Origin of the sequence: Arenibacter antarcticus, from assembly GCF_041320605.1 — a bacterium.
In the GTDB taxonomy this organism is placed as follows: Bacteria; Bacteroidota; Bacteroidia; order Flavobacteriales; family Flavobacteriaceae; genus Arenibacter; species Arenibacter antarcticus.
In genome coordinates, this window is sequence record NZ_CP166679.1 from 2816681 (window position 1) to 2835523 (window position 18843).

The window sequence follows — 18843 nt, forward strand, 5'->3', positions numbered from 1 at the left end:
TTTTGCTGTATTATTTTAAAGAATTGTTATTTTTGTAAAAAAAAATATACATGTCAAAGCAGAGATTTAGTGCCCTTGAGCGTAGTAATAATCGGAGTAGGATAGAAGTTAAGGAGAAGGGAAGGCGTTCCGAGTATTTTGGAGCCAACGTTTTTAATGAGGAAAGAATGTTGCAATTCTTAACTAAGGAAGCCTATGACCGAATTAAGGGGGCTGTTATTTCAGGGACCAAAATAGATCGTAAGGTGGCCGATCAGGTTGCCGAAGGAATGAAATCTTGGGCCATCTCTATGGGAGCTACACACTATACGCACTGGTTTCAACCGTTAACGAATGCGACAGCTGAAAAACATGATGCTTTTTTTGACCTGACCCCCGAAGGTAGAGGGATGGAAAAATTTGGAGGCGGACAATTGGTGCAGCAGGAGTCGGATGCATCTAGCTTTCCTAATGGAGGTATTAGAAATACCTTTGAAGCAAGGGGCTATACGGCATGGGATCCTACTTCTCCTGCATTCCTTTACGGTGCTACCCTTTGTATTCCTACCGTTTTTGTAGCTTATACTGGAGAGGCATTAGATAATAAGGCACCTTTGTTAAGGGCTTTGAATGCTGTTGATGAGGCAGCAACGGCCGTAGCGAAATATTTCGATAAAAATGTTACTAAGGTGAATGCCACCTTAGGCTGGGAGCAAGAATATTTTTTGGTAGATAAAGCCTTGGCGTATTCCCGACCAGATATTGCTCTTACGGGAAGAACGTTGGTTGGGCAATCTGCAGCCAAAGGGCAGCAGTTGGACGATCATTATTTTGGGGTGATCCCTAAAAGGGTCCTAAGCTTTATGAAAGAATTGGAGAAGGAATGTACCAAATTGGGGATTCCGGTCAAGACTCGTCATAATGAAGTGGCACCAAATCAGTTTGAACTTGCCCCAATATTTGAAGAGACCAATTTGGCGGTAGATCACAACCTGTTGCTAATGGATATCATGGAAAAGGTATCGGACAAGCATAACTTTAAGATACTTTTTCACGAAAAGCCATTTGCTGGGGTAAACGGTTCGGGGAAACATAACAATTGGTCCTTGGCTACCAATACCGGAGTAAACCTTCTAAGCCCTGGTTCTACTCCAATGAAGAATCTTCAGTTTTTAACCTTTTTCGTGAATACCATTAAGGCTGTAGATACCTATGAGGAATTGTTGCGTTCTTCTATCGCCTCTGCTAGTAATGATCATAGGTTAGGGGCTAATGAAGCGCCTCCTGCAATTTTATCCATTTTTATAGGGCAGCAGTTGAATGAAGTGCTCAACGAATTGGAAGGGGTTACTAAAGGAAAATTATCGCCCGAGGAGAAAACGGATCTAAAACTGAACGTCGTAGGGAAGATCCCAGAAATATTGTTAGACAATACCGATCGTAATCGTACTTCGCCCTTCGCCTTTACCGGCAATAAATTTGAAATGAGAGGTGTAGGTTCTAAGGCCAATTGCGCCAAACCTATGATGGTTCTAAATACCATCGTTGCCAAGCAATTGCAGATCTTTAAAAAAGAAGTTGATGTTCTAATAGATAAGAAAGGTCTTAAGAAGGATGAGGCTATTTTTAACGTATTACGAGAATACATTAAAACTTCCAAACGAATTAGGTTCGAAGGGGATGGGTATAGCGAAGCTTGGGAAAAGGAGGCTAAAACTAGGGGACTTAGCAATAATAAGAATACTCCCCAAGCGCTTCAGGTGTTGACCTCTAAGGAAAGTCTGGCATTGTTCAAATCTATGAACGTAATGAGCGAGATCGAAGTAAAAGTCCGTCAGGAGGTAGAGCTGGAAGAGTATATTATGCATATTCAAATAGAGGGAAGAGTATTTAATGAGCTGATATACAGCTATATCATTCCCGCGGCAGTAGAATATCAAAATAAATTATTAACTAATATTACCGGTCTTAAATCGCTTTATGGCGATGATTATAAGAAAATGGCGGAGAGTCAGCTAGATATTGTTTCGCGTATATCCGAACATATTGGAGTTATAAAAGTAAGGACTGATGCTATGGTAGGGGAACGTAAGAAAGCCAATAATATGGTTGATGTTAATGAAAAAGCATTCGCTTACTGTGATAATGTGAGGTCTCACTTTGAAGAGATTCGTTACCATTGTGATAAATTGGAGCGTTTAGTTGGAGATGAATATTGGCCTTTGACTAAATATAGGGAGCTCCTATTTATAAAATAAAAAGACGTTTGTAACTTATTGAATTAAAAGCCCACATTTAGTGGGCTTTTTTTGTGGATTCTACTATTTTTGTCGCAAACTTTTGATCATGGGTTCATCCAATAGTAAACGATACAGTCAAAGAGGGGTCTCCGCCTCCAAAGAGGACGTGCACAATGCGATAAAAAATATTGATAAGGGGCTGTTTCCACAGGCTTTCTGTAAAATTGTTCCCGACTATCTCACCAATGATGATGACTATTGTTTGGTGATGCATGCCGATGGCGCCGGAACAAAATCTTCCTTGGCCTATATGTATTGGAAGGAAACTGGTGACCTTTCTGTATGGAAAGGAATTGCCCAGGATGCCTTGATAATGAATATAGACGATCTTATCTGTGTGGGAGCCACAGACAATATTATGTTGTCATCCACTATTGGAAGGAATAAAAACCTAATTCCCGGCGAAGTGCTATCTGCGATTATCAACGGTACGGAAGAATTGATCGCCGACCTAGAGAGTCACGGTATAACCATCCGTTCTACAGGAGGTGAAACCGCCGATGTAGGGGATTTGGTGCGCACTATAATCGTAGATTCTACTGTAACTGCTAGGATAAAAAGAAGTGAGGTGATCAATAACGCCAATATAGAGGCGGGAGATGTGATCGTAGGTTTGGCTTCCTTTGGACAGGCAACTTATGAAAATGAATACAATGGGGGAATGGGTAGTAATGGACTCACCTCTGCAAGGCATGATGTTTTTTCAAAGTACTTGGCTGAAAAGTATCCCGAAAGTTATGATGCTTCCGTTCCTGAAGATTTGGTGTATTCTGGAAACGTAAAACTTACAGATTCCGTGCCCAATGCACCTTTGGATGCCGGGAAGTTGGTATTGTCGCCTACCCGTACCTATGCGCCAATAGTAAAAAAGATATTAAGCAAGTACAGCGCCCAAGATATTCATGGAATGGTACATTGTAGCGGAGGGGCACAGACCAAAATACTTCATTTTATAGATAGCCTGCATGTAATAAAGGATAATTTATTCCCTATTCCTCCATTGTTTAAGCTAATTCAGGAGCAATCGGGTACGGATTGGAAAGAGATGTATCAAGTTTTTAACTGTGGTCATCGTTTGGAGGTCTATGTAAAACCTGAGTTTGCTGAGGATCTTATCGCAATTTCCGAGAGTTTTGGAGTAGAGGCTAAAATTGTGGGTAGGGTAGAAGCTAGTTCCGTTAAAAAACTCACTATTCAGAGTGAGTTTGGCACCTTTGTATATTAAGGTATACGAATCTTACTTTTCAAACGTTTTCTTATAAACGAAGGCTGTTATGGAAAGAAAGGAGTTTTTACGGACCTTGGGGACAGGGGCTGCCTTTGCGTTAACATTTTCTTGTTTGCATGGGTGTTCTTCCGATAGTGCAGATGATTTAGATAAAAACCCTGTGCCTTCGGAGGTAGATTTTACTATAAATTTGAATTCAGATGAAGCATCCAAGCTAGTCAAAATAGGCGGTTTCATCCTAGTTAAATCCAAACAGGCGCTTAAGTATACCGATATTGTGGTGGCAAAAAACCTTGAGGGGAATTATGTGGCTGCAAGCCAAATATGTAGCCATGAACAAAATGATCAGGTGAGGTTTGTAGCGGATAAAGGCGGAATTTTTTCTTGTTCCGTCCATGGATCGGAATTCGATCAAACCGGTATTCCTATTAATGACATCACCAATAATCCCTTAAAAATATTTAAGACCAAACTCAGCGAAAATATATTGCGCATTTTTGAATAGTTGCTACCCTATAGCTTGCCCCCGCTTATGAATTTGCCTATAACTCTAAATTGTTTCCTGTTGACTTGTATTTCTGTAGCTATTACGGTAGAAATTTACGTCCAGTACATCGCCAACTCGGTTAAATTATGCAGCGCTAACTAATAATTTGCTAGGTGAGAAATGTAATTTTCTTAATGCTTTGTTTCTGTTTTCTTGTGGGATTTTCACAGGAAAGGAACTTTATTACCGTGCATCGAACCATTAAATTGATGGGTTCTAAATTTGATATTACCGTTGTAGCCGATAATGAAGAGATAGGTTATATCAATATAGAGGAAGCGGTGTCCGAAATAAAGCGAATTGAGAAACTAATTTCTTCCTGGGATGAGAATTCTGAAACCTCTCTCATTAATGCTAATGCGGGAATAAAGGCAGTAGCGGTAAGCTTTGAGTTATTTCAGCTAATAGAAAGGGCCATTCAAATTTCGGAGCTCACCAATGGGGCGTTTGATATTACCCAGGCAGGTTTAGGAAGCGTTTGGACTTTTGATGGGGCCATGAACTATAAACCTACGGAAGCGGAAATTAAGTCATCTTTGACTAAAGTGGGGTATCAAAATATAGAGCTGAATGCCAAGGAGCTCACCGTGTTTTTGAAAATTAAAGGAATGAAAATTGGTTTTGGTGCCATTGGCAAGGGATATGCTGCGGATAAGGCCAAAGAACATTTGGTAGAAAAGCAGGTTCGTGCTGGAGTAATCAATGCGGCTGGTGATTTTACGACATGGGGAACTAAGGTTACGGGTGAAAAATGGTTGATCGGGATAGCCAATCCTTTAAGTAAAGGGAAAATATTCTCATGGCTTCCGGTTCTGGAATCATCTGTAGCAACTACGGAGAGTTTTGATCGATTTGTAATGATTGACGGTAAAAAATACTCCCATATTATGGATCCAAGAACAGGTATTCCGGCCATCGGGATCAATAGTGTATCTGTCTTTTCCAAGAGTGCTGAACTATGTGATGCCTTGTCCACTGCTGTTTTTGTGCTTGGAGTGGGCCGTGGTATGGCCTTAATAAACCAATTGAACGGAACAGAAGTCATTATTTTAGATAGTAATAATATAATGCATAAGACGCCGGGAATTTTATTCGACTAATGTCATGCTTCTTTTACAGTAATTTTACAAGAACCTTGTCTACATAATTTTTTTCCGTTGCTGTTATGAACTGTCGTGGATAAAAATCGATTGTATTATAAATGGGAACGTATTGGTTTTCGCTATGATATGGTCATCAGGAGGAGGGTTAAATTGAGGTTCGCGAGATTTAAAAGGATTATCGGTTAAGAGGATTTTACGTTAATAAAATCGAAAATTCTGAAGTAAATCCATAAAAATGATGTGATCTATTGGAATGGGATATGATGAAATGTGCAAATTTGTCGTAAATTCGCATAACAATTCAAGATTGTGTATGATTGATAAATTAAATATAGTAAAACAGCGTTTCGATGAGGTTTCGGACCTTATTATTCAACCGGGAATTATTTCGGATCAGAAGCGGTATGTTGCGTTGAATAAAGAATATAAGGATCTCAAGAAATTAGTAGATAAAAGGACGCTTTATCTTGAAATCACCGATAATATAGCGGAAGCTGAGGAGATATTGGCAGATGGTAGCGATCCGGAGATGTCGGAAATGGCAAAAATGCAACTCGAGGAAGCTAAGGGTAAATTCCCCGCATTGGAGGAAGAAATTAAGTTGCTATTGATACCTAAAGATCCTGAGGATTCCAAAAATGTTGTGGTGGAGGTTCGTGCTGGTACTGGTGGGGACGAGGCCAGTATATTTGCTGGTGATCTTTTTAGAATGTACACCAAATACTGTGAATCTAAAGGATGGAAAACCAACGTTATTGACCTTAGCGAGGGCACCAGTGGAGGCTACAAGGAAATACAGTTTGAAGTTACTGGAGAGGACGTATACGGTACTTTAAAGTTTGAGGCAGGAGTACATAGGGTGCAACGGGTTCCGCAGACGGAGACCCAGGGAAGAGTACATACCAGTGCAGCTACGGTAATGGTGCTTCCTGAAGCCGAAGATTTTGATGTTCAGATAGACCCCAAAGACGTACGAATCGATTTTTTCTGTTCCTCAGGTCCTGGTGGACAATCGGTGAATACCACCTATTCTGCAGTGCGCTTAACTCACCTTCCATCCGGATTAGTGGCACAGTGTCAAGATCAAAAATCCCAACATAAAAACAAGGAAAAAGCGTTTAAGGTATTGCGTTCCCGTTTGTACGATCAGGAACTGGCCAAAAAACAGGAAGAGGATTCTGCCAAAAGGAGTTCTCAGGTGAGTAGTGGAGACCGATCCGCAAAGATCAGAACCTATAACTATTCTCAAGGTCGAGTTACCGACCATAGGATTGGTTTAACCTTGTACGACTTGCAGAATATAGTGAATGGCGATATTCAACGTATCATAGACGAGCTGAGCATGGTGGAAAATACTGAAAAATTAAGAGAAGCCTCCGAGATATTCTAATACCTATGACCACCCAGTTTTTAGTTGAACAAATACGCAAAAAGGAATCCTTTCTTTGTATTGGATTGGACACGGACCTTGATAAGGTTCCCGAACATCTTTTAGAGGAGGAAGATCCCATTTTCGCCTTCAATAAGGCAATTATAGATGCTACTCATCATTTGTGCGTAGCTTACAAACCTAATATGGCCTTTTATGAGGCATATGGAATTAAAGGCTGGAAAGCCTTGGAGAAGACCATTACATACTTAAACTCTCACTATCCGGAACAATTTACTATTGCCGATGCCAAACGAGGCGATATTGGGAATACCTCTACAAGATATGCCAAGGCATTTTTTGAGGATCTTGGTTTCGACTCCGTTACTATAGCGCCGTATATGGGTAAAGATTCTGTAGAGCCCTTTTTGGCATTTAAGGAAAAGCATACCATTTTATTGGCTTTGACCTCTAATTTGGGAGCCTTCGATTTTCAAACCAAAATGGTCGATGGTAAAGAGTTGTATAAACAGGTGTTAGAAACCTCACAGACCTATGAGAATTCAGAAAATCTCATGTACGTTGTGGGAGCAACAAAAGCAGAATTCTTAAAAGAGATCCGAAACATCATTCCAGATAGTTTTCTTCTGGTACCTGGAGTAGGGGCGCAGGGAGGCAGCCTGAAAGAAGTATGCAAATACGGGATGACCAAAGATATTGGGCTATTGGTGAATTCTTCCAGAGGAATCATCTATGCATCAAATGGCGTGGATTTCGCACAAGCAGCCGCTGTAAAAGCAAAAGAATTGCAATTGCAGATGCGTATGGAACTAAATAAAGAATAAAGACCCTAGTCGGTTAGATCTTTAAGTATTTTATTAATTTTTGTCGCTTTTGATTCAAAGAATTCCGCAAGTTTGGAATCCGTATATTTTATGGTCGATGCCTTTTCCATAAAGTTTTTATATTGTTGTTCCAAAAGATTAATGGCTTGTGTTCCGGTGTCCATTTGGGTCACAGATCCTATCCTGCAATTTTGATTTTCCATATCTATATAAAATGCTAATGTTATCTTCTCAAATATACGTATAAATCAATATTGGAAACGAACATTTTTTGATGTATTTGGTTAAAAATCAGTTAATTTGACCTTTTGTTAACCTTAAATTAAAGTGTTGTGTCGGGTTTGGTTACTTTTGATAGATTTTGGTTGGGAATTCCCATAATACACCTTAAATAATATAATAAGATTTGATCAGTTATAATACACATATTCATAAAACCTCCGATAAGTGGGTCACTTTTGTGCATGGAGCTGGAGGTAGTTCTACTATATGGTTTAAGCAGTTAAGGGAATTTAAAAAGTACTTTAATGTGCTCCTATTGGATCTTAGGGGACACGGAAATTCCAAGTTGCACCTTAAGGATGCCTTTATGGATAAATATACCTTTGATACGATAACAGACGATATTGTTGAGGTTATCGATCACGAGAAGATAGAGAAATCTCATTTTATAGGAATCTCCTTAGGAACCATCCTAATCCGAAATTTGGCAGAGAAACATCCTTCGCGAGTGGAGAGTATGATAATGGGCGGAGCTATTATGAAATTAAACCTCAGATCACAAGTACTAATTCGCTTGGGAGTCATTTTTAAATCCATAGTGCCCTACCTGTGGTTGTATAAATTCTTCGCATTTGTGATCATGCCCAATAAGAATCATAAGGAGTCCCGCTTATTATTTGTGAGGGAGGCCAAAAAACTGTATCAAAAGGAGTTTATCCGATGGTTTAGGCTTACTTCGGAGATAAATCCCTTATTGCGATTTTTTAGATCCGCGGATATAAAAATACCTACCCTTTATTTAATGGGGGAAGAAGATTATTTGTTTTTGCCCTCGGTAAGGCAAATGGTGCAGAATCACCGCTCTTCCTCATTGGTAGTGGTTAAAGATTGCGGGCATGTGGTTAATGTAGAACAACCTTTGTTCTTTAATGAAACCGTTATTAAGTATCTTCTTTCTAAAAAGTAGTTATTCCTTTTATTTTAAAACCGTAGACCCATCTTTCTTTGAGAATTAACATGGACAAATAAAAGCTTTCGCTTTTGGAGTTCACGCTTTGCGAAATTCAATTACCGTTCTTTTTAAACCTTGTTAAGCCGCCGTAAATTGTAGTTAAGGGAAAATGTTCTCTCTGGTCTAACTGGGTATTAAAACCCTTTTAAATGGGTTGGGAGAGGGTAGGGGTAGATTGCTTAGCCATGTATAACGCGTCTTATAGTGTTTTAAGGTGTCTAAAGTGGTAAAGTGATAAGAGTTGGGTAAGGCTTATGATGCCATTTCAAGTTCAATTTTTATTGAAGCCAATAAAAAACGCCTGTCAAAACTGAGTTTGACAGGCGTTTGTATACGTAAACCAAACTTTAACTATTTATTAGTTGATGTTTGGGTTGTTTTGAATTTCACTCTGTGGAATTTTAAAGCTTAAACGGTCATCGTTATAAGGAATGGATGCTCCTGCAGATGAAAGGTGATTGGCGCCACGGGTAATAGTGGCCTTGTTCCTTTTCATTGCCAAATAGCTTTTCCCTTCACCCCAAAATTCAATTCTTGTTTGAAGGTAGATTTCGTCCAACAACGCTTGTCCGCTTAGTAGGTCTACATAAGCCGTTTCCAAGTCACTGTCCAAACGTTCCTTAAGCAAGGTCTTAAGCGAAGCTCTAGCTCCAGGCTCGTCACCAGATTTTGCTGCAGTCTCAGCGTGTAATAAGTACATTTCTGCCACCCTCATATATACATAGTCTGTAATAACGCTTCTTTGTCCACCATCTTCGCGTTCTGGAGCATAGAATTTTCCAGTAGGATACAATTCATTGATATCTACTGGCACGTCTATAAAAGTACCATCTTCTGTTTTATCTCTGTTTTCTGGTAATGCCTCAAAGTAGCCCTGAAATTGAAACTTTCTAATATCAGTGCTGTCAATTGCTGCATAAAGATCAACATCAATTACTTTAGGATCTCCAGCCCAAGAATAGCTATAGGTAAAGAGGTCAATTTGTCCCCACCAGGATACTAGGTCTAGGTTGTTGTCTAAGGTAATGTCTACGCCCCACATCCATCCGTTTGTGTTTACATCATTAAAACCACCAGTTACCTCAGCTTTATCCATTAGAGTGAATTTCCCATTGGTAATTACTTTATTAGCGACTACTGCAGCTTCTTGGTCTTTTCCTGTAGCAGCATAGGCATATGCCAAAAGTCCCCTGGCAACATCTTGGTTGATCTCATGTTTGGCAGATCTTGAGAATCCTTCAAGTAATTCAACGGCATCGATTAAATCTGTTATGATTACATTATAAACCTCTTCTGCCGTGCTCAGTGGTTGGTTCGGAGCTTCTGTATCCAAGTGAATTGGCAATATTGGTGTTGAAGGCTCATACCCTTCAGAGAAATAGTTGGCCAAATAAAAATAGGCATAGGCTCTTGCGGCTTTGGCCTGCCCCATGGTCTGTTGTTCAGCAACGGTTTCAAGTGATGCATCATTTCCGCCTATACCATCAATCACAAGATTTGCAGAAAGAATAATTCTATAGTAGAATCTCCAAACCTTGTAGTTATTAATGTTGGTGTAATCTACTGTAGAGGTCATGTCAGACAAGTCGCTATACCAGCCGTAGGTAGTTCCGGTTAAAGCCATATCCGAAGACAACATATCTCCGTAGATATCGTACCCTTTCTGCCCAAAATCGTCATGGTCTAAATCGGTTCCACCAGATCCTGTTTGATACATAGTAGCATATATCCCTCTTAAACTTGCCTCCAAGATATCAGGATTGAGATCAGATGCATCTATAATTTGTCCAGAAGAAATAAATTCCGTAGGTTTTGTTTCTAGGTAATCTTTGCTACAGCCCAAAGTTAATAGGCCTGTAGCAAGTATTGAAATATATAATTTAGATTTCATAAGTTGTTGCAATTTTTAAAATTAAAATTTAGCTCTTATTCCAAATGTGAACGTTGATAAAGGAGAATAACGGTACATATCAGAAGTACCGGCTTCATCTGTAGATGGGTTAAAACCATCCCTTTTAGATAATAACCAAAGGTTGTCTCCAGATACCCATAAATTTAAGTTGGACATGCCGATCTTCTCAACATACATTTTGGGGATTGTATAACCCAATCTGATATTGTTCAAGTTCAAGAAATCTGATTTAGTGATGAATCTTGTAGAAGAGGATGTTACGTTTTTATCGTAATCACTGGAAATACGTGGTACATTGGTGACATCGCCAGGTTGTTGCCATCTATTTAAGATATCTGTGTGCCAATTGTTGCCTCCTACTTGGTCATTGCCCATTAGTCTTGCGTATGCAGCGTCATATGCATAACCACCTACGCTATATAGGAACTGAGTGCTAAGATCGAAACCTTTGTAACCTGTGCTTAGGTTAAAGGCTCCCCTTACAGTAGGTATTGCTGACTTGCCTACATATTTTTGAGTTGCTTCGGAATAGGTTTCCGTGGTAGTCATTGCCAATGAATTAGCTCTGTCCGGAAATTGAGATGTATAATCTGCCATGGAGGCTACCCTTTCACTAGATTGGAAAGCGCCGTCATTGTTCTCGTCAAAATAGTACACATTCCAAGTGCTTACTCCAGTGTTCACATCAACTCCTGCATATTCACGGGTATAGAAATCATAAAGTGAATGGCCCTTTGATCTTCCAAATAGGACGTCAATGTCAATTATCTTTTCCTCACCAGTTGCGGGTTCAAGTGGCATTTCGGTTAATTCATTGTCTAAGAATTCTCCGTTAACCGTAAAATCCAAATAAAAATCATCTGTTTTAACCAAGTGGGCTGCTACATCAAATTCTAGACCTTGATTTCGTAAAGCACCATCGTTTACTTTGATTAGCGCATACCCTAGAGAAGGACCATTTCTTCTGTCAAAGATTAAATCTTCCGTATTTTTAATATAATAATCCACAGCTACATCCAATACATTACCAATTCCGAACTCAATTCCCGTTTGGAACATTTTGGAAGTTTCCCAGGTTAAATCTGGATTTCCCTTAGTGTTGAAAATCAAGGAAATGTCATCATTTAGGTTTTGAACTTCAAAAAGATCGTAACCAGGGTAATAACCAACACCACCTTGCTCTCCAATAAGACCGTAACTTGTTTTAAGCTTTAAATTGCTGAAAACATCTTGGTTTTGCATAAAGCCTTCGTTGATCAGTGCCCAAGCAAGACCAACAGATCCAAAGGTGCCCCATTTATTGTTCAAGAATCTCGATGAACCGTCTCTTCTAACAGTTCCTGAAACAAAATATTTATTGTCATAGTCATAATTTACTTGCCCAAAATAGCTTTCCAAGGTGTAGTTCCTAGTGTAAGAATTTGCTGGGGAAGATACAACCGCATTGTTCAGCTCGGTGCCAAAGGGATCTACAAGGTTGGTTTTGTAGGCAGAAAGATACTTTCTCTCCCATGAATTGTTTTCATGTGCAACCAATGCTTCTATACTATGGTTATCAAATTGCTTTTTAAAACGCAATAAGTTTAACATGTTGTAAGATAGAACTTCAGTTTTTGTTTTGTAAATGGAACCGCCACTGCTAGCACTTGGGCCATAGAATGGGCCGTTTTGTTCATCGTAAGAACTGTTATAATACTGTGATCCAAATCTATTCTCTAACGTAAGGTAATCCGTAAACTTTATGTTTAGAGATGTATTAAAGTTGATTTCATGATTAAATTTATTCTGAACACTGTTGTGAGCATCGGCGACTGCGTTTGTCAATGCACCAAAACCTCTGCCTCTACCATAATCATAAACATTGCCACCATAATAGGGATCTGGAATGGTGCTACCGCTGGCATCTCTTAAGTACAATGGATAGATAGATGGGATATTGTCTACAAACCAGAAAACACTACCAGAGTCCTCAGATTGTCCTCCATTATTGGTTTCTGAAGCAGTGTAGCCCAAATTCATGGAGCCATCCAACCAATCTTTAACTTTATGATTTACATTTAAACGAGCCGTATAACGCTCAAAATCTGAATTGATGGAGTATCCTTTATCACCTAAATAACCAATAGAACTGAAGTAATTGGTCCTTTCATTTCCACCGCTTATTTTTAAGTTAGCCTCTATTCTATTGGAGGGTTGAAAGGCGTGGTCTTCCCAATTTTCTGGATTGTATTTACGGGTAACCCCTTCTCTTACTAATCCGGTTGCTGGGTCAATTAATTCAGCGCCATTAGCAACATTCCACATATTATAATTATCACCGACCCCTGAACTAGTAAAAAGCCTGTCGTTCGCATAAATTGCAGCATTGGCTGCATCGCGGCCAAAAGCTACGCCTCTATTTCTAAGTCCTTCCCAACTTAATCCTATGTACTGCTCTGGGGATTTGATATTGTTATATCGTGGTAGTAAACTAAAGTTTTGTCCCGTTTTGGTCTCTACTTCTATATAGTCGCTTCCGTTTCTCCCTTTCTTGGTGTTGATAACCACAACTCCGTTGGCACCACGGGCACCGAAAATAGCAGTTGCCGAAGCATCTTTCAAAATGGTTGTGGAAGCAATGTCACTTGGGTTTAAGGCATTAATATTTCCAGAGAAGGGAACACCATCTACAACGTATAAAGGATCTCTATTACCGTTAACCGATCCAAAACCTCTAATTCGGATGGTAGCTGCCTCACCTGGTTGCCCAGAAGTGTTTATTACTCTAACTCCTGCAGATTCACCTGTTAGGGCTTGTGAAATGTTGGAAACACTTTTGCGCTCCAATAATTCTGAATCGATCTGCTTTATAGAACCGGTGAAAGATTGTTTGGTTGTTGTTCCGTAACCAACAACGATTACTTCTTCCAACGCCTGTGCATCAACCTCCATTGTAGCGTTGATGGTAGTGCTAGACCCAATAACAATTTTCAAAGTTTTTTGGCCAATATAACTAAAGGACAAAGTTTCTCCAGTAGTTCCTTGGATAATATAGTTACCGTCAAAATCCGTTTGTGTACCATTTGTTGTTCCAACAACAAGAATGTTTACACCGGGTAAAGGAAGGCCGTCTTGGTCCATTACAGTACCTGTAATTGTTTTCTCTTGGGCCATCATTACCAATGATACCATGAAGAGTTTTAAGAATAAGAAATACTTAATTTTCATAGAAATTAATTTGAGATAGTTAAACATTATAAATGAGTAATGGTTTTAAAAAACTGGGCAATTTTTTAAGGCAGCTAATCCAAATAAAAAAATGCAACAAACCCGGTGGAAAATTGAATTTGTTAGGGCCCAGATTTTAAAACCAAGCTACAAATTAAGGCTAGTAGAAAGTGTTATACATCAATCCCGACCTAAAGCAATTGTAATCCGATTTGGGTTAACGTTTACCTATTTGGTAAGATCCTGTAAATAAGATGATTGTATAATCTTATGTGAAATGATGAAAAATTAGGATAAAATTAACTGTTTTGGTCTATTGTATGATTTTGGTCATGAATATAGTTCCAGTTATGGTTATTCTTCCCTTCCTTAAGGAGTGGTAGATTGGGGTGTTGTTGAAGGTACGGGGAGTGATAATTGGATGTTAACGGTTAAGTGTGTGCTTAACCTAGACATTTTGAATAGGGTATTGGTGCGAAATATCTGTATATATGCTAAGCAGACCTAGTGTTAATTTAAAGACGATTTTGGAGGGTATTTAGGGTGTCAAAAATACTTGGATATAGGAGTTTTTTTAGATTTTCGTACCAAGTGTTTAACGGTCTATTGTAATATTAATTTTTTATCAATAAATGGTTGCTCTGCAATTTGATAAACTGGGTAGGTGTCATTTTGTGTCTCTTTTTAAATGCTTTATAAAAAGATACCTTGTTGTTAAAGCCAGATTCGTATATAAGATCCGTAACCAACTTAATATTGCCCTCGTTATTTTTAATCATGTTCACCACCTCTTGAACTCTATAATCGTTTATAAATTCATAAAAATTCTTGCCAAACTCCTGGTTTATTACTTGTGATAAGCTATAGCGGTCCGTGTTTAAATCCTTTGCTAATTTTTCTAAAGTGATTGCATTGTCCAGATATACCTTTTTGGTTTCTACCAACCGTACCAATTGTGATTTTAGGGTATCTGTCATTGCCTCTGTTAGGCCAGAGTTTTTGTACTTTACATCATTTCCAGTTTCTTTCAGGGCCTCAGTTTTGGTGATGATATCTGGCTGAATGAAATGCATAGTGGCATAAAGACTAATAAATAGTGATAGTGCTATTGCGGTAAAATAAATAGAGATATAATTAAAGCTATCCAAATGACTAAATAGGGCACGGGAAAACACTATCAACATTAATAATCCTAGAAATGAAATAGACAATATCAACCATTTTTTATTAGATTGGTTAAGGGTGTCCTTGTGTTTCTTGTAAAGTACAATCAATAGTAATACGTACAAAGTGATGTGAACCGCTTTGATAAATAAACTGGTTAGAATTATGGTGATAGTATGGTTGAAGAATGTTGTTCCATCAACAGGCGTTTCTGTATTGACGCCAATTAACAGAAGCATACTGAATAGGATAAATACACCGTAGTGCTTCAAGAATTCATTTATAGAGGTCTTTGAGCCTATATGTAACTTTTTACGAATATACAAATAGAGGGAAGGGGCCCATAGAAAGAAATGAATCTTAAAAAAATAAACCCTAGGGTTGTAATTAAAAATGCTCAGCCAGTTAATGGCGAGCTCCATCAACATCACCGAAACCCCGAATAAGAATACTGCCAAATATATATTGTGGGTTTCTGCCTTTCTATGCTCGATCAATAATTTAATGGCCAGATAAAAGCCGCATATCGCTATTAAAAGGAATAAATAGTTCCTTACGTAATTTTGGATCCACCTGTGGGAAGTTTCCAAAACATTTCTTTCATTCGCGTTTAAAGGTTCGGAAAGGGAGAGAAAGCTAGAGGAATTTAGTTTATTTAAAAAATTAAAGCCCTGTTCATTAATTTGTTGCAAGGAGTCTAAGGAGGTTTTACTTGCAGCAAAATATTTATTGAAAATGACCGTGTTCTCATGGCCCTTTAAGTGGGCAGAAAGAAAAAAAGTATAGGCAGTGCTGAAATTGTTATGGTCGTACTCGCATTTGCCAAGCTCAAAGCATTCCTTAGCGCTTAAATATGCTATACTTTCCAATGATATTTTATCAATTTCAATGGGGTTGCAATTTATGTTTTGGAATACGGTTGCGCTATTGGCCCATGTGAATTGAGCGAATATCAAACACGTGCAAACATAAAAACTCAGTAAGGATTTCTTTAGGCCCATAATGAATATGCAAATAGGGCGCAAAACTACATATTTAAGATGCCATCGATCATGGAACTCTCCTAAATAAGAGTTAAAAAGTAGCTGATTGAAAAGGGGAAGACAATAAAGCTTTAGTTAAAACAGACGGTGAGTGCTGTAAGTTGCAGCTCTGAGTTATTATTTTAACGCTAATTCAAATAATTACTTAAAAAATGAGACTAAAGCATCTTTTTTTGAAGTTCAATGCAGAGCTGCCTTACAACTTTTCTTACCGTTCTACAAAACAACCGAGTTTATGTGTGAAATGGGTAAATGCTTATCAACATTTACTATGCCGATAAAGCTTAACCATTACTTTGCGCTGACCCATACTCCTGGGGCTGATCCTATTTTAATCTTTATTATTACAATTGCCAAGATTGAAATTAATTTCCAATGGATGCTGTGGTGTAAGGTCCCTTCCCTTAAAAGCAGGATAATTGGCGGAGTATTTTGTAGCTCGGAATAGGCTATTGTTTTCAGGGGCTTCGTTTTGTTTTAAGATTTTACGAATGTAGTTTCGGGGCTTATATAGTTCTATATGATATTATTTTCCGTGTCAATTTCAATAATGTTTCCGTTGAATCCTTCACAGATCAACGTGTTTCCATTCGGTAGTCTTTGTGTGCCCGATAGTATTTTTGAATAAAACTTGGGAGGATCTATTATTTCTACCGATGAATAATCTCCCGGTCTACCACTGCCATTATTGAAGTAAATAATTTTCCACCATCAGGGTTGTGGGGAGGAACCCACTGCACATGATGTTGCCCAAACAATTTTCCCAGTGTTTTTCCCCGTTGGTTTTACTTCTATAAGTTGTTCGTTATAAAGTACTCCATCGTCTAGATTGTTTTGGTTTCACCCTGCTTTATTCAATATTGTATTCCAATTAATTCTGCTAAGATTAGATGCAGTTATACGGTTTTCCGACTAAATGAAAAACACTGTTAAAGGAATTTGAGATGTAAAATTTGTTCTTACTAATAAATTGCATTTTTTTTGCATAAACACAACTAGTAGTCATGGTCCATGAAAGCCAATGCCAATGGATAGGTCGATCTAAAAATCGGATCCTATCCATTGGCACTGAAAAAAAGCTATAGTCTTTTGTGTTTATACCCAAATCTAGAAGATCAGGTAGGCATGTGATTTTTTAGTCCTGTAAGGCAAAAACACGTTTAAGTACTGCAGAGGTTCTCGAGGAAACTTTGGTCCTAATTTCTTTTTCCTCTACCGCGATCATGGTATATACCCCTTGAAGTGCTTCTTGAGTAACATAATCCGTTAAATCTGGATTTACATTACTGGTCAGGGGAATCGCATTGTATCTGTTGATTAGATTACGCCAAATTTGGTCCGCACCTACTTTTTCAAAGGATTGCTTTATCACGGGATTAAATTTGTCGTAAAGTTGGGCTTGAGTTGCCTGCGTAAGGTATTGGGTGGCCGCATTGTCCGAGCCTAATAATATGTTCTTGGCATCGGAAAAAGTAATGCCCTTTACCGCATCTACAAATATTGGTGTAGCTTGACTAACTGCATCCTCTGCAGCTCTGTTAAGTATCCTAAGGCCTTCATCCGCTAAACTGGAAAGTCCAATATCCCTAAGGGTCTTGTCTACTTTCTGTAGTTCTTGGGGCAACATAATCTTTACCAATTCGTTCTTATAAAAACCGTCGGTTTGGGTGAGTTTGCTTACCTGTTTTTGGATTCCCATATCCAAAGCTTCCCGGAGCCCATAAGCAATTTCACTATTGCTAAGAGCGCCACCTCCCTGTGGCAATTGATTTACTACTTGCTGTAATTCCGAACATCCGAGAAGTTGAAATAGGATTACGGATACTAATATTTTTTTCATTTTTAGGTTTAAGAGTTATTCTTTCTTTATAGGTTTCCCGTTTACGCTCCAAAGTAAAGGTGTAACTACTTTATTTATAATTCTTTTTTCGGAAAAATAATAGGCCCCATAGTGATTTCCCCTAGGAGAAAATTACGGTTTTATTGTTGTATACCATCGTTTTCCGATCTATATGAAGCTTTACCGCACGCGAAAGTACAATTTTTTCTAAATCGCGCCCTTTGGTGATGAAGTCTTTTATACTGTGTGCATGAGTCACCCTAGTTACATCTTGCTCTATTATTGGCCCAGCATCTAATTCCTCTGTAACATAATGACTAGTAGCCCCAATAATTTTCACCCCTCTTTGGAATGCAGCATGATAAGGTTTGGCACCTGCAAAGGCAGGGAGAAACGAATGGTGGATATTGATTATTTTATTCGGAAAAAGCTCAATTATTTTTGGGGTGATAATTTGCATATAGCGTGCAAGAACTATAAAATCGATCTTATATTCCTCCAATAGTGCTATTTGTCGACTTTCAGCATTCAGTTTGTTTTGCTTTGAATTAGGGACATGGTGAAAAGGAATGTCAAATTGTGTGGCAATATATTCCAAATCGGCATGATTGCTCAAAATAAAGGGAATTTCAACGGCTAGTTCACCAGAATGAAATCGGCTTAAAAGATCATAGATACAGTGATTGTATTTGGAGACAAAAAGGGCCATCCTTGGTTTGGTGGATCCCAAATGTAAGCTCCATTCCATTTGGTAAGGTATGGCCAATTCTTCCTCAAATTGTTGCTTTAAGTTTTTGACGACCGGAATGTTATTTTCGAAATCGCTTTCCAATCGCATGAAAAATACACCGGCTTCTTTATCTACATGCTGATCAATGTAGATAATATTTCCTCCCTTTTTATGGATAAATCCCGTTACGTAACTAATAATTCCCGATTGATCGGGGCAGTGAATAAGAATGGTTGTCTTCAAGTATTATCGGTTTTAAAATAGTAAAATTAGGGATTTGGAAAGGAAAAGATTCCAAACGCTGAATTTTTTATAATATTCCAACATTAACACCTTTGTTTT

Annotated in this window: 13 protein-coding genes; 7 read left to right on the top strand and 6 right to left on the bottom strand. The window is 38.5% G+C overall.

Going from position 1 to position 18843, the window contains the following annotated elements:
- Positions 1-50: 50 nt before the first annotated feature.
- From KCTC52924_RS11590 to pyrF, 6 genes are all read left to right on the top strand, one after another.
- Complete coding sequence (locus KCTC52924_RS11590) at positions 51-2237, top strand: glutamine synthetase III (protein WP_251808285.1); 2187 nt, start codon at positions 51-53, stop codon at positions 2235-2237.
- An 88-nt stretch (positions 2238-2325) separates the two neighbouring features.
- Entirely contained in the window at positions 2326-3504 is a 1179-nt protein-coding gene (locus KCTC52924_RS11595) for an AIR synthase related protein (RefSeq protein ID WP_251808286.1), read from the top strand.
- 49 nt (positions 3505-3553) lie between these two features.
- On the top strand, positions 3554-4012 hold the full coding sequence (locus tag KCTC52924_RS11600; protein WP_251808287.1) for a ubiquinol-cytochrome c reductase iron-sulfur subunit: 459 nt from the start codon (positions 3554-3556) through the stop codon (positions 4010-4012).
- A gap of 155 nt (positions 4013-4167) precedes the next feature.
- A complete protein-coding gene (locus KCTC52924_RS11605) occupies positions 4168-5154 on the top strand; it encodes an FAD:protein FMN transferase (RefSeq protein WP_251808288.1) in 987 nt (328 codons plus the stop codon).
- A 316-nt stretch (positions 5155-5470) separates the two neighbouring features.
- Entirely contained in the window at positions 5471-6547 is a 1077-nt protein-coding gene (gene prfA / locus KCTC52924_RS11610) for a peptide chain release factor 1 (RefSeq protein WP_251808289.1), read from the top strand.
- 5 nt (positions 6548-6552) lie between these two features.
- Positions 6553-7371 (top strand): orotidine-5'-phosphate decarboxylase, encoded by an 819-nt coding sequence (gene pyrF, locus KCTC52924_RS11615; RefSeq protein WP_251808290.1) that lies wholly within the window; start codon positions 6553-6555, stop codon positions 7369-7371.
- A 5-nt stretch (positions 7372-7376) separates the two neighbouring features.
- Here the strand turns inward: pyrF and KCTC52924_RS11620 are convergent, their stop codons facing one another.
- Positions 7377-7574 (bottom strand): hypothetical protein, encoded by a 198-nt coding sequence (locus KCTC52924_RS11620; protein ID WP_251808291.1) that lies wholly within the window; start codon positions 7572-7574, stop codon positions 7377-7379.
- 203 nt (positions 7575-7777) lie between these two features.
- Here KCTC52924_RS11620 and KCTC52924_RS11625 point away from each other — a divergent pair, with 203 nt between their 5' ends.
- On the top strand, positions 7778-8560 hold the full coding sequence (locus tag KCTC52924_RS11625; RefSeq protein WP_251808292.1) for an alpha/beta fold hydrolase: 783 nt from the start codon (positions 7778-7780) through the stop codon (positions 8558-8560).
- A 403-nt stretch (positions 8561-8963) separates the two neighbouring features.
- Here KCTC52924_RS11625 and KCTC52924_RS11630 read toward each other — a convergent pair whose 3' ends face one another.
- The 5 genes from KCTC52924_RS11630 to purU form a co-directional block, all read right to left on the bottom strand.
- Positions 8964-10496 (bottom strand): RagB/SusD family nutrient uptake outer membrane protein, encoded by a 1533-nt coding sequence (locus tag KCTC52924_RS11630; protein ID WP_251808293.1) that lies wholly within the window; start codon positions 10494-10496, stop codon positions 8964-8966.
- A gap of 21 nt (positions 10497-10517) precedes the next feature.
- On the bottom strand, positions 10518-13724 hold the full coding sequence (locus tag KCTC52924_RS11635) for a SusC/RagA family TonB-linked outer membrane protein (RefSeq protein WP_251808294.1): 3207 nt from the start codon (positions 13722-13724) through the stop codon (positions 10518-10520).
- A gap of 614 nt (positions 13725-14338) precedes the next feature.
- Entirely contained in the window at positions 14339-15844 is a 1506-nt protein-coding gene (locus KCTC52924_RS11640; RefSeq protein ID WP_251808295.1) for an AraC family transcriptional regulator, read from the bottom strand.
- 1222 nt (positions 15845-17066) lie between these two features.
- Positions 17067-17771 (bottom strand): DUF4197 domain-containing protein, encoded by a 705-nt coding sequence (locus KCTC52924_RS11645; protein ID WP_251808296.1) that lies wholly within the window; start codon positions 17769-17771, stop codon positions 17067-17069.
- Positions 17772-17892: 121 nt separating this feature from the next.
- Complete coding sequence (purU, locus tag KCTC52924_RS11650; protein WP_251808297.1) at positions 17893-18744, bottom strand: formyltetrahydrofolate deformylase; 852 nt, start codon at positions 18742-18744, stop codon at positions 17893-17895.
- Positions 18745-18843: the final 99 nt, after the last annotated feature.